The sequence below is a fragment of the Dickeya lacustris genome (assembly GCF_029635795.1).
In the GTDB taxonomy this organism is placed as follows: Bacteria; Pseudomonadota; Gammaproteobacteria; order Enterobacterales; family Enterobacteriaceae; genus Dickeya; species Dickeya lacustris.
Window position 1 is genome coordinate 2,801,529 of sequence record NZ_CP114280.1, and the last position, 12,784, is coordinate 2,814,312.

The 12,784-nt window shown below is 53.8% G+C and carries 10 protein-coding genes; 3 read left to right on the forward strand and 7 right to left on the reverse strand.

All coding sequences use genetic code 11. From position 1 onward, the window contains the following. The first annotated feature begins 108 nt into the window (after positions 1–108). Positions 109–933 carry an AraC family transcriptional regulator gene (locus O1Q98_RS12730; RefSeq protein WP_125260992.1) on the forward strand — a complete coding sequence of 275 codons (825 nt, stop codon included), beginning with the start codon at positions 109–111 and terminating at the stop codon, positions 931–933. Here O1Q98_RS12730 and O1Q98_RS12735 read toward each other — a convergent pair. The 5 genes from O1Q98_RS12735 to ilvY all read right to left on the reverse strand — a co-directional run bounded on the left by O1Q98_RS12735 (position 904) and on the right by ilvY (position 3,617). Continuing rightward, entirely contained in the window at positions 904–1,542 is a 639-nt protein-coding gene (locus O1Q98_RS12735; protein ID WP_125260991.1) for a LysE family translocator, read from the reverse strand. The genes O1Q98_RS12730 and O1Q98_RS12735 overlap by 30 nt on opposite strands. Then, positions 1,539–1,703 (reverse strand): hypothetical protein, encoded by a 165-nt coding sequence (locus O1Q98_RS12740; protein WP_269975717.1) that lies wholly within the window; start codon positions 1,701–1,703, stop codon positions 1,539–1,541. The genes O1Q98_RS12735 and O1Q98_RS12740 overlap by 4 nt, the downstream gene beginning before the upstream one ends. Continuing rightward, entirely contained in the window at positions 1,678–1,830 is a 153-nt protein-coding gene (locus O1Q98_RS12745; protein WP_164513044.1) for a hypothetical protein, read from the reverse strand. Before O1Q98_RS12745 ends, O1Q98_RS12740 begins: the two co-directional genes overlap by 26 nt. Before the next feature lie 132 nt (positions 1,831–1,962). Beyond that, positions 1,963–2,727 (reverse strand): lysozyme inhibitor LprI family protein, encoded by a 765-nt coding sequence (locus O1Q98_RS12750; protein WP_051124141.1) that lies wholly within the window; start codon positions 2,725–2,727, stop codon positions 1,963–1,965. A 2-nt stretch (positions 2,728–2,729) separates the two neighbouring features. After that, positions 2,730–3,617, reverse strand: a complete 888-nt coding sequence (ilvY, locus tag O1Q98_RS12755) for an HTH-type transcriptional activator IlvY (protein WP_035344947.1) — start codon at positions 3,615–3,617, stop codon at positions 2,730–2,732. A 158-nt stretch (positions 3,618–3,775) separates the two neighbouring features. Here ilvY and ilvC point away from each other — a divergent pair, with 158 nt between their 5' ends. Beyond that, positions 3,776–5,254 (forward strand): ketol-acid reductoisomerase, encoded by a 1,479-nt coding sequence (ilvC, locus tag O1Q98_RS12760; protein WP_125260990.1) that lies wholly within the window; start codon positions 3,776–3,778, stop codon positions 5,252–5,254. Positions 5,255–5,316: 62 nt separating this feature from the next. Here the strand turns inward: ilvC and O1Q98_RS12765 are convergent, their stop codons facing one another. Further along, positions 5,317–6,252 (reverse strand): DMT family transporter, encoded by a 936-nt coding sequence (locus tag O1Q98_RS12765; RefSeq protein ID WP_125260989.1) that lies wholly within the window; start codon positions 6,250–6,252, stop codon positions 5,317–5,319. 707 nt (positions 6,253–6,959) lie between these two features. Beyond that, complete coding sequence (gene putP, locus O1Q98_RS12770; RefSeq protein WP_125260988.1) at positions 6,960–8,459, reverse strand: sodium/proline symporter PutP; 1,500 nt, start codon at positions 8,457–8,459, stop codon at positions 6,960–6,962. A gap of 314 nt (positions 8,460–8,773) precedes the next feature. Between putP and putA the strand changes: the two genes are divergently transcribed. Beyond that, a complete protein-coding gene (putA, locus tag O1Q98_RS12775; RefSeq protein WP_423201731.1) occupies positions 8,774–12,751 on the forward strand; it encodes a trifunctional transcriptional regulator/proline dehydrogenase/L-glutamate gamma-semialdehyde dehydrogenase in 3,978 nt (1,325 codons plus the stop codon). Positions 12,752–12,784 lie beyond the last annotated feature (33 nt).

Sequence of the window (12,784 nt, forward strand, 5' to 3'; positions counted from 1 at the left end):
GTTGAATTTCTGTGTAGCTGAAATTCTATGTAGTTGAAATTCTGACCAGTAAATGATTTTATAGAGTGATTAATATTCATTAACTCTTCATGGATGAGGTATCAGGCATTGGCGTTACAATCAACCGAATGGTTCAGTCGAAATGGAATCGAATGCTCCAGGGTCATCGCCTGTCATTCTGGGTTTCCCAGACATTTACATGATGAATATGTTATCAGTGCGAATCTGACGGGTATTGAGGAAATTTGGCTGTCAGGGAAAACGGCTTTCGTTAAAAGCGGTGAGGTGACGCTATATAATCCTGGAACGATCCAGGCATCGCGTTTTGGCAGTCAAAGTGTGGATTTTGTCAGCGTTCACCTGCCTCAGTCAGTCATCAAAACCCTGGCGGATGAAGATAATCTGCGTAGCGATCACGAGGCTCCGTTTTTACGTGAAGGTATTCTCAATAACCCACGTTTATTTCATTCATTATGTCGTTTTACCTCTTCTGCTCGTCAAGATTCCAGTGTGAGTCAGGAACAAGAGCAGGAGTTAATGGTGCTGTGTGGTGAATTGCTTGAAACACACGCCGTGTTGCAAGGGAATGATGAAAAGAGAATCGGATTGGTTATTGAATATTTACGCGAGCACCTTAATGTCAAACCTGAACTGGAAAAACTGGCTCATATTGCCGGGTTAAGTAAATATCATTTTGTTCGTCTTTTTACCCAGCGTATCGGTATGCCTCCGCTGCAATATCATATGCAGTTACGTCTGCATCAGGCGCGTAATTTGTTGCGACGAAATATTCATCCGATTGATACAGCCATTGCGCTTGGATTTTACGACCAGAGTCATTTTATTAATTCTTTTCGTAAAGTAATGGGGACGACGCCCCATTACTATATTTCGCAAGTCGGATCAGCGCACAATAAATTCCCGATAGCCTGATACGATGACATAAATAGCGAAGTAGCTGAAAATGAATGCCGATGCAATATAGGAATACTTCAGTAAACGATGTCCCAATAGTTTACCGCCAAAACTACCGATGAGGCATAGCACGCAAGTCCAGAACACTCCTGCAATAAAGAACCCCGCTAAAAACCAGGCAGAGGTGGTGATGCTGTGTTGACCCATCCGGGAAATGAGCGCGCCTCCCACCGTGGCAAACCAAAGAATAGCCGTAGGAGAGGACATCGCGAGCAGGATTCCCCGCCCGAATTCGCGCAGCAATGAACGATACTGGTGTGTTTCTTTCACGTTCAATTCCACCGTTTTTCGAAGCGCAGTGATGAGCATTTTCCCCGCGAACCACAAAAGCATCGCGCCACCACCAATCCACAACACCCAGCGCACAACGTCATACTGGAGCAGCACGGCCATGCCGGCGAGCGCCAGTAACGCATAGGTTAAATCACCGATACATGTGCCGACACCCAGCGAGAAACCATGAAAATATCCCCGCTGCATGGCCAGAGTTATCATGGCGATATTGGCGATGCCAATGTCAAGGCACAGTGAAAGGCTGAGTAAAAAGCCGTTCGAGAACGCAATCATAGTGTGAACCCTTTGATTTTCTGATCATATTCGAGCATATCAACGGTTTTACCAAGACGACTAAGTAATAAGTCAGTTTCTGCACGCTGGTGGTGAGGTGAGTATTGCCGCAGAAATTGCATGGCTTGCGCCATATCACCAGCCAGAACTGAATGGGTCATGGTTGCCGCCAATTTGAACAGGATGAATAAGATTGAGCGCGACAGGCGAGAGCGAGTCGGGCAAGGGGATATCGACCATATGGATATGGTAGGCACGGGCAGCGGGCCAGAATGATGTCGTAAACATTCGATTTCCTTCCATTAGAAATGACGAGATGCTTACTTAATCACTGGCGGCATGGCGGGTATTGGAAAGAATTGCGCTAACGTTGCCTTTTTTATCAATTTAGCAACATGCCTCTTTCCGGTTATGGCTGCATTACTTCCCCTTTACCATCAAATAATCAAACAGATAGCCTTCACCGGCGGCATCAAATACCGTGATTTGCAACTGGCGGTTATCGACGCAGGTGAGCAGTAGCTTTTTCTGCCCGCCAAAGCTGCCTTCGGCCAGGCCAATCGCCTGAGTGTCGCTCATCTGGCGTGCCGTCAGGGTGAAATCGTCCAGTTTATTGGCATAGCGAAAGGCGACGGAACCGCTGGCGGTGAGTTCGCCGTCTTCATTATTGAGCGTCAGGTTAGCGAGATGATAGGGCGCTTTCTGGTCATACATCTCTTTGAAGTAATCACTGAGCTCGGCGTATTCCTGCGCGGAGAGTTGCAGGTAATATTCGTAGCTGTAATCGCCATCAAAGCAGCGGTTACGACGCGCGGGCGTAATGGCGTCCGGCAGCGTGTGCTGGGTGACATCGTTCAGGTAGCGCAAGCGACTGAGCTGCTGCTGGTAGCTTTGTTGCAGGCAGGCTTCGTCGCGGCAACTGTTGCGGCGGGTCAGCCAACTGCGTTGGAATTGCGTCAGGCTTTTATCTTGTGCGTCGCGCTCCGGGTTGCCGGTGAGCAACGCGCGTGATTTTTGCCATTCCTTTCCCAGTTCGTCATCTAACTGACTGAGTGCCGGTATCTGGCAGATCAGCTTTTCTTGTGCCGATGTTGCCTGTTGGCAGGGAAAACTGGCTGCCAATGCCGGAAGCGCACCGCCTCCCAGCAGCAGTGGCAGCAGCCACGTTGCAAGCGTTCGTTTCATTATTATTTTTCCTGTAAGGTTTCCCAAAAGGCCGCTATTAACGGGTCGGTTAGGTGTTTTTTTTGTACACAGACACCCAGTTCAAACGGTTCCATAGCCTGAGCTTCTAATATCGACACCCGATTACGCACCGGTTCCGGGCTATTTTCAAGTACCACATCAGGAATGAGAGCGATACCGCAACCGAGCGCCACCATCGACACCATCGCCTCGTGGCCGGAAACGGTGGCATAAATCGGCGGATTGGTAATATGTTGGCGACGAAACCACACGTCGATACGTTTTCGCACCGGGCCGTGCTCCGGCAAGATAAACGGAATTTGCGACCAGTCTGGCTGAGGCTGTAACGCTTGGGTTTGCACCGGGCAAGGCAGCGCCGGAATAATCAATACCAGCGGAACGCTGCCAATCGGCATAAATTCGACGCTGGCAGGCAGGCTTTCCGGGTGCCCGGCGATGCCCAAATCCGCTTCATTGGATTGAACTTTGTCGAGCGCGTCGGCGGCATCGCCCGTGGTGAGTTTGATTTCCACCAGCGGATGGCGCGCCCGGAAGCGATCCAGAATCGGCGGCAGATGGCTATAGGCGGCGGTAACAGAGCAGAACAGCCGCAGTTCACCACTGAGTGACTGCCCCTGCTGTTGTAACACGAAACGCAATTGCTGATATTGCAGCAGGGTTTGCTGCGCGAAGGTCTTGAGGTGCTCGCCGGCATCCGTCAGGCGCACGGTGCGATTATCACGTAAAAACAGCGCCTGACCGAGGTCTTCTTCGAGCCGCTGAATCTGGCGTGAGAGCGTGGAAGGGCTGATATGCATCGCTTTGGCGGTGCGACCAAAGTGGCGGCTCTCTGCCAAATGCAAAAACAGCTTCAGATCGCGTAAATCCATGCGTGCTCTCTCGTTATGATGTTGCAATTCTTGCAATATGACGTTGTTAATATATCAATTTAAGCAATGTATTTCCTGTCATATGATAATGACATTGTGACAGCGGCAAGCGCCGCTTTCGATAAACACCCAATACGATATCAAATGGAGCACCTCGCATGGCCAATTACTTCAACACACTGAATTTGCGTCAGCAGCTGGCGCAACTGGGCAAATGCCGTTTTATGGGCCGCGATGAGTTTGCGGACGAAGCCAGCTACCTGAAAGGCAAGAAAGTGGTGATCGTGGGGTGTGGCGCTCAGGGCCTGAACCAGGGCCTGAACATGCGTGATTCTGGTCTGGATATTTCTTATGCGCTGCGTGCTGAGGCGATTGCGGAAAAACGTGCTTCATGGCGTAAGGCAACCGAGAACGGCTTTAACGTCGGCACCTATGAAGAGCTGATCCCGCAGGCCGACCTGGTGGTTAACCTGACGCCGGACAAACAGCACTCCGCAGTGGTGCAGGCAGTTCAGCCGTTGATGAAACAAGGCGCGGCGCTGGGCTATTCCCACGGTTTTAACATCGTTGAAGTCGGCGAGCAGATTCGTAAAGACCTGACCGTTGTCATGGTAGCGCCGAAGTGCCCGGGTACTGAAGTGCGTGAAGAGTACAAACGTGGTTTCGGCGTGCCGACCCTTATCGCCGTTCACCCGGAAAATGACCCGAAAGGCGAAGGCATGGCGATTGCCAAAGCCTGGGCTGCGGCAACCGGTGGCCATCGCGCGGGCGTACTGGAGTCCTCTTTTGTTGCGGAAGTGAAATCTGACCTGATGGGCGAGCAAACCATCCTGTGTGGTATGTTGCAGGCCGGTTCTTTGTTGAGCTTCGATAAGCTGGTGGCTGAAGGTGTTGACCCGGCCTATGCCGAGAAACTGATCCAATTCGGCTGGGAAACCATCACCGAAGCGCTGAAGCAGGGCGGTATCACCCTGATGATGGATAGACTCTCCAACCCGGCTAAACTGCGTGCGTTCGCGTTGTCTGAACAGCTGAAAGGCATCATGGCACCGCTGTTCCAGAAACACATGGACGACATCATCTCTGGCGAGTTCTCCAGCGGTATGATGGCTGACTGGGCCAATGATGACGTGAAACTGCTGACCTGGCGTGAAGAAACCGGCAAAACCGCGTTTGAAAACGCGCCGCAGTTCGAAGGTAAAATCGACGAGCAGGAATACTTCGACAACGGCGTACTGATGATTGCGATGGTGAAAGCCGGTGTAGAACTGGCGTTCGAAACCATGGTGAGCTCCGGTATCATCGAAGAATCTGCCTACTACGAATCACTGCACGAACTGCCGCTGATTGCCAACACCATTGCTCGTAAGCGCCTGTACGAAATGAACGTGGTGATTTCTGATACCGCTGAATACGGTAACTACCTGTTCGCCAATGCCGCCGTGCCTTTGCTCAAAGGGGCATTTATGGACAGCCTGCAACCGGGCGATTTGGGTAAACCGGTTGCCGCGTCAGCGGTGGATAACGCCCAACTGCGTGATGCGAATGATGCTATCCGCAATCACCCGATTGAAGTGATCGGTAAAAAATTGCGTGGCTACATGACCGATATGAAACGCATTGCCGTCGCGGGTTAATTTTACCTGTCGCCGATAAATATTAACGGGGTGCCTTGGCACCCCGTTTTTTTGTCGCTTATTTAGGCTTTGGCTTGAGCAACAACCCGCGATTCTGTCGTGGGGCGTTTATACCACCAGATACCGATCAACACTGTTACCACTCCCAGCCATTGTAAGGGCGCCAGTTTTTCGTCGAAGATGAAAAAACCGAACAGAATCGCAATCACCGGGCGAGCCAATGTCGAGATAGAGGCAAGCAGAATATCTACATGTTTGAGCGCATAGGCCATTAAACCATGGCCTAATAATTGGCTGATGAGCGCTAATAAAATAATAATGGCCCAACCCGTGGGAGAACTTGGCAGAATAGTTTGACTGGTTGCCAGCGCTAAAGGCAGCAATAAAATGGCACAAGTAAAACTATTCCAAATGATAATTTTCTTCGAGGTGAAATAATCACGCAGCGATTTCGTAAAAATAAGATAGATAGCATAGAATAGCGCCGAGTTAATGGCTAAGAGATCACCCGCCATTGATTTCGGGGTCATTGCTATGGATGCATTGCCATCGAAGACCAACAGGCAGGCTCCGGCAATAGTTAATGTCAATGCGAAGAGTTTAAATGTGCCTATTTTCTCTTTCATAAATAAGAAGGAGAGTAGTGCAACAAAAACAGGTGAAAGATTCATTAATATCGCTGCATTTGCCAGACTGGTCATTTTTAACGCCCAATGATTAGACAGCAAATCTATTGTCGATATGATGCCAGACAAAACTAATAAGGCGATCATTTTGCCTTTCCCGGCGTTATGGTTTGGCCCTTCCGTTATATTGCCTTTTTCAGCTGACCACGTGACAATCGCCGACGTTATCCCCCCAGCCAGAAACATACGTAACATCAATGTCGCAGTGGCATCAACTTCGCTGAATATCACAAATACGCCCGCAGACGTAATACCGATAGTGCTCACTATCAACGCCAGAATGGGTAGCAATCCAGGGTTATTTATCTTCATGGTAGTCCTCAGAATGATAGAATTTGGGTTGAGCAGTGAATTCCGCCAAATTGTTTTTTATGTTCGCTAAAAGCAATGGGATGAATGATATAACCACGGGCAGATAATATAGTGATAAGGTTTTTGGGTGCGGTATTGAATATTATTCTGTTAATTACCAGTCTTCGGCATTGATAAAAAGGTCGTGTAGAAAAATAAACCGCGTAACGGATTAATTTCATCATTCTCATCGGTTGATTCGGGGCTGATACGACCTGACATTATTAATGTGCTTTATGTCTTTTATTAATAAGATATCTTTTATTGAAAAACTTACACATCCTTGTGCTGGAGTGAATTTATAGCAAAGGTTTTACATAAGTACAACTATTCTGTATTGATAAAAAACAGATATGCAACATATCATTTTTTTATGATTGTGGCAGGGAAGTATAACGATATGAAAAGTTTCCATTAATACGGAAATAGTGTTGTTAAATACATCAGGTATTTTTCAGCTTAATATAGAAAGAGCGTATGACGTTGGTCAAAATAATATGGCCCGCCGATTCGGGCCATATAGCTATATACCCGTCATACTTCAGGTTGCAGGTGCGTTAGCTTTCCTCGCTCACCCCAGTCACTGACTTGAGTAAGCGCCTGGGGATTCGCTGCGTTGCTGCCTTCCTGCAACTCGAATTATTTAGGGTTAGATGGATATATTCTCATCAGGCGTCTGCTGGTGCGGATTTAAACGTCTGCTCGGCTTGCTGAAAACGTGCGGTAACAACCGCAGACGGTGCGCGGCCCAGCAGGCTGACGACCACTATCGATAATGATGCCAGCAGGAAGCCGGGAATAATTTCATACAGTTTCAGCCAGCCGTACTGTTTCCAGATAATCACGGTGGCGGCCCCTACCAACATCCCGACCAGCGCGCCGTTGCGCGTCATGCGTGGCCACAGCAGGGAAATCAGGATAACCGGGCCGAATGCGGCACCAAATCCGGCCCAGGCGTAGCTGACCAGCCCCAGCACCCGGTTTTCCGGGTTGACCGCCAGCGCAATGGCTATGACTGAGACTAACAGCACCATGGCGCGCCCAACCCAGACCAGCTCTCGCTGGCTGGCGTTTTTACGCAAAAATGGCTTGTATAAATCTTCGGTAATCGCACTCGAGCAGACCAACAACTGGCAACTGAGTGTACTCATCACCGCCGCCAGAATCGCGGACAGCAGCACACCGGCTATCCACGGGTTGAACAACAGGCGTGCCAGTTCGATAAACACCCGCTCACCATTCTGGCTGACATTGCCTGCCTGCGAGGGGTTGCCGGTGAAATAAGCGATGCCGAAGAACCCGACGGTGACGGCCCCGGCCAGGCACAGCACCATCCAGGTCATGCTGATGCGGCGGGCGTTGCGAATGGTGTGATGCGAGTCGGCGGCCATAAAGCGCGCCAGAATATGCGGCTGGCCGAAATAGCCAAGCCCCCAGCCCAGTAATGACAGGATTGCGATGGTATCCAGGCCTTTGAACATGTCCAGATTGGCCGGGTTTTTAGCGGCGATAACCGCAAGTGAGGGCGCTACGCCGCCAACGGAGAGGATAACGATGATTGGCGTTAGGATCAGGGCGAAGATCATCAGGCTGGCCTGGACGGTGTCCGTCCAACTGACGGCCAGATAACCGCCGATGAAGGTATAGGCGATGGTGGCGGCGGCCCCGGCCCACAGCGCGGTGTCGTAGCTCATGCCGAAGGTGCTTTCAAACAGCCGTGCGCCCGCGACGATACCAGACGCGCAATAGATAGTGAAAAACACCAGAATTACCAGCGCAGAGATAACCCGCAACAGCTTGCTTTTGTCTTCAAAGCGGTGGCTAAAGTAATCCGGCAGGGTCAGCGCGTTGTGGTTAATTTCGGTGTGTACGCGCAGGCGGCCAGCCACCCATGTCCAGTTCAGATAAGCGCCGATGGTCAGCCCAATGGCTATCCAGCTCTCAGAAATACCGGACAGGAACACTGCGCCCGGCAGCCCCATCAGCAGCCAGCCGCTCATGTCGGATGCGCCAGCGGATAACGCCGTGACGACGCTACCCATGCGGCGGCCACCGAGAATGTAGTCGCCAAAATTGTGGGTGGCGCGGTAAGCCATCAGGCCTATCAATACCATGCCGAAAATGTACACCAGAAAAGTGACCAGCAGCGGTGTGCTCAGGGTGGTCATGATTATCTCCATTGTGATGCGAGTCCGTGAGTACCCAGTGTAATGACGAAAATCGTCAGGTTTCACCGGGTTGTACCTTTTCATCCGTGCGTCGAAAGGTCGCCGTTTATAAGCCTTGTTCCCTTTCTTCCCTGCCGGGTATGACGGTGGATTGGGTACGAAAATGTGATGAAAAAGATAAAACGTTAACAAGGTTGCACAAGGTTGCAACATGCCGGATAGTAACGTTGCCTTTCAACACGGCGTTGTGAATGACATGACGTTGTTACTGACACGACTTTCTTCTAACAGGAGTGGGTATGGGCACCACCACGATGGGCGTTAAACTCGATGAGGCCACGCGTGAACGCCTCAAAGCCGCCGCACAGCGCATTGATCGCACCCCGCACTGGCTGATTAAACAAGCCATTTTCAGCTATCTCGAACGCCTGGAAAGTGGTGCTGACACCCCTGAAATCCCTCTTGCTCCCGGCCAGGAGCCACTTGAGGTGACAGAGATTATGCCGCAATCGGCGCAAGAAGAAACCCATACGCCGTTTTTAGCTTTTGCCGGGCAGGTCTTGACGCAGTCGGTGTTGCGCTCGGCGATTACGGCAGCTTACCGGCGGCCGGAAACCGAAATGGTGCCGATGCTACTCGAACAGGCGCGCATGCCGGTGGCATTGTCGCAGGCGGTCAGTGCGCAAGCCGCCTCGCTGGTGGAAAAACTGCGCGAGCAGAACGCTGGCGGTCGCAGCGGCATGGTGCAACGGCTGTTGCAGGAGTTTTCGCTGTCCTCGCAAGAGGGTGTGGCGTTGATGTGTCTGGCGGAAGCCTTGCTGCGTATTCCCGATAAACCGACGCGAGATGCGTTAATCCGCGACAAAATCGGCCACGGCAACTGGCAGGCGCATCTTGGCCACAGCGCCTCGCTGTTTGTGAATGCCGCCACCTGGGGATTACTGCTCACCGGAAAACTGGTGGCGACCCACAACGAGTCGCATCTTTCCGGCGCGCTGAACCGCATGATTAGCAAAAGCGGCGAACCCCTGGTGCGCAAAGGCGTCGATATGGCGATGCGTTTAATGGGCGAGCAGTTTGTCACCGGTGAAAATATTGCCAGAGCCTTGGCCAATGCCCGTAAGCGTGAAGAGCGCGGCTTTCGCTACTCTTACGACATGCTGGGCGAGGCGGCGCTCACCGCCGAGGATGCCAGCGCTTATCTGGCTGCGTATCAGCAGGCTATTCATGCCATTGGCCGGGCGGCCTGCGGGCGCGGTATTTACGAAGGCCCCGGTATTTCCATCAAGCTTTCGGCGCTGCACCCACGCTATAGCCGGGCGCAGTATCAGCGGGTGATGAGCGAGTTGTACCCGCGCCTGCTGTCGCTAACGCTGCTGGCGCGCCAGTACGACATCGGCATTAATATTGACGCCGAGGAAGCTGACAGGCTGGAGCTGTCGCTCGATCTGCTGGAGCGTTTATGCTTTGAGCCGCAACTGGCGGGCTGGAACGGCATTGGTTTTGTGATTCAGGCTTACCAGAAGCGCTGCCCGTTTGTGATTGACGCATTGATTGATATGGCGCGCCGCAGTCAGCGCCGCTTAATGGTGCGGCTGGTGAAAGGGGCCTATTGGGACAGTGAAATCAAGCGCGCGCAAATCGACGGGCTGGAGGGCTACCCGGTCTATACCCGTAAGGTGTATACCGATGTCTCGTATCTGGCCTGTGCCCGCCGCTTGCTGGCGGTGCCGAATCTGATTTATCCGCAGTTTGCCACCCACAATGCTCACACGGTGAGCGCCATCTACCATCTGGCGGGCAATAATTACTATCCGGGGCAGTATGAGTTTCAGTGCCTGCACGGTATGGGGGAACCGCTGTATGACCAGGTGGTTGGCCCGCTCGCCGAAGGGAAACTCAATCGTCCATGCCGGATTTACGCACCGGTCGGCAGCCATGAAACCCTGCTGGCTTATCTGGTGCGTCGTTTGCTGGAAAACGGTGCGAATACGTCATTTGTTCACCGTATTGCTGACCCAACGGTAACGCCGGATGCGCTGGTGGCAGACCCGGTTGCCGAAGTAGAGGCGCTGGCGGAGCACGAAGGCCAGATAGGGCTGGCGCATCCCCGTATTGTGTTGCCGCGCGCGCTGTATGGCCGGGCGCGGCGCAATGCTGCCGGGCTGGATTTATCTAATGAGCATCGGCTGGCGTCACTCTCCAGCGCCTTACTCTCCAGTGTGTCGCAGCCGTGGCGCACCGCCCCTGTATTGGGGCAAACCGGTGATGACGGTGGTGAAACGACTCCGGTCATCAACCCGGCTAACACCGGTGATGTGGTCGGTTATGTGCAGGAAGCCAGCCCCGCGCAGATTGCCGCTGCGCTGGCGCTGTCAGTCAGTGGTGCGGAGCTGTGGTTCGCCACACCTGCCCACCAGCGCGCGGCGATTTTATTGCGTGCAGCCGATGACATGGAAAACCAACAACAGCAGTTATTGGGCTTGCTGGTGCGCGAGGCCGGGAAAACCCTGGCGAACGCGATTGCCGAAGTGCGCGAAGCGGTGGATTTCTTACGTTATTACGCCGTACAGGTGAGCGAGCGGTTTAATAATCATGATTATCGCCCATTAGGGCCGGTGGTGTGCATCAGCCCGTGGAATTTCCCGCTGGCTATCTTTACCGGCCAGATTGCCGCCGCGCTTGCCGCTGGCAATAGCGTGCTGGCCAAGCCCGCCGAGCAAACGCCGCTGATTGCCGCCCAGGCGGTGCGCATTCTGCATGAGGCTGGCGTGCCTGTGGATGCGCTGCAATTGCTGCCGGGCGAGGGGGCGCGCGTTGGCGCGGCGTTGGTGGCAGACGAACGGGTGCGCGGCGTGATGTTTACCGGTTCCGGCGCGGTGGCCGCGCAGTTGCAGCGTGCACTGGCCGGGCGGCTTGACCCGCAGGGCCGCCCGATACCGCTGATTGCCGAAACCGGCGGTATCAACGCCATGATTGTCGATTCTTCTGCGCTCACCGAGCAGGTGGTTGCCGACATCATGACGTCGGCGTTTGACAGCGCCGGTCAGCGTTGCTCGGCGCTGCGCTTGTTGTGTGTGCAACAGGAAGTGGCGCAAAAGACCCTCTCGATGCTGCAAGGCGCAATGGCGCAATACCGCATGGGCAACCCTGACCGCCTGACGACCGACATCGGGCCACTGATTGATGCAGAGGCCAAACAGCAGATAGCGCGCCATATTCAGGCGCTGCGTGCCCGTGGGCGCACGGTGTATCAGGCGGCCTCGCCCGATGCCGCAGACGAAGCACAATGGGCGCGCGGTCATTTCATTGCGCCAACGCTGATTGAGCTTGAAAGCGTTGAGGAACTGCGCCATGAGGTGTTTGGCCCGGTACTGCATGTGGTGCGTTATGCCCGCCACGAGCTGGATACGCTGATAGCGCACATTAATGCCGCCGGGTATGGCCTGACAATGGGGCTGCATACCCGTATTGATGAAACGATAGCGCAGGTGAGCGCGCAGGCGAAGGTCGGCAACCTGTATGTCAACCGTAACATGGTTGGCGCGGTGGTCGGGGTGCAGCCCTTTGGCGGCGAAGGGCTCTCGGGCACCGGGCCAAAAGCCGGTGGGCCGCTGTATCTCTACCGGTTATTGTCGCGCTGCCCATCGGCGGCTCGCGTGTTGCACGCTGACCATCATGAAGCGTACGCGCCGGTCGCGCCGGGGCTGCATCCCGCCTGGCAGCCAGCGCTGGGCGCGCTGGAACACTGGGCGCGCCAGACACAGCGTGACGGTGTGGTTGCCTGCTGCCAGCGTTACGGCGAACTGACGCAAACTGGCCGGGGCTGGCAATTGCCGGGGCCGACCGGTGAGCGCAATACCTACACGCTGCACCCGCGTGAGCAGGTGCTGTGCGTGGCCGATAACGATGATGACGCGCTGGTGCAACTGGCCGCTGTGCTGGCGGCAGGCAGCCGGGCGCTGTGGCTCGATACACCCGAGCGGCAGGCGTTATATCAACAACTGCCGGAGCCTGTACAGGCGCGGCTGGCGTTTTGTCGCGACCCGTTGGCCGATGATGACTACATTGATGCGATTGATGCGATTGATGCGGCGCTGTTTCATGGCGATGCCGACAAGCTGCGCCACCTGTGTGAGCAACTGGCGCAGCGCGACGGGCCGCTGGTCAGCGTGCAGGGGTTTGCCTGCGGCGAAACGGATATTGTGCTGGAGCGGTTGCTGACAGAACGCTCGCTGAGTATTAACACGGCGGCGGCGGGCGGCAATGCGAGCCTGATGACGATGGGTTAGGTTGACCGAAAAGGCGGCAATCGCCGCCTTTTC

Coding starts and splice junctions, on each gene's coding strand:
- O1Q98_RS12735 (WP_125260991.1), bottom strand. CDS start 1,542: ATGATTGCGTTCTCGAACGGCTTTTTACTCAGCCTTTCACTGTGCCTT.
- O1Q98_RS12740 (WP_269975717.1), bottom strand. CDS start 1,703: ATGACCCATTCAGTTCTGGCTGGTGATATGGCGCAAGCCATGCAATTT.
- O1Q98_RS12745 (WP_164513044.1), bottom strand. CDS start 1,830: ATGTTTACGACATCATTCTGGCCCGCTGCCCGTGCCTACCATATCCAT.
- O1Q98_RS12750 (WP_051124141.1), bottom strand. CDS start 2,727: ATGAAACGAACGCTTGCAACGTGGCTGCTGCCACTGCTGCTGGGAGGC.
- ilvY (WP_035344947.1), bottom strand. CDS start 3,617: ATGGATTTACGCGATCTGAAGCTGTTTTTGCATTTGGCAGAGAGCCGC.
- ilvC (WP_125260990.1), top strand. CDS start 3,776: ATGGCCAATTACTTCAACACACTGAATTTGCGTCAGCAGCTGGCGCAA.
- O1Q98_RS12765 (WP_125260989.1), bottom strand. CDS start 6,252: ATGAAGATAAATAACCCTGGATTGCTACCCATTCTGGCGTTGATAGTG.
- putP (WP_125260988.1), bottom strand. CDS start 8,459: ATGACCACCCTGAGCACACCGCTGCTGGTCACTTTTCTGGTGTACATT.
- putA (WP_423201731.1), top strand. CDS start 8,774: ATGGGCGTTAAACTCGATGAGGCCACGCGTGAACGCCTCAAAGCCGCC.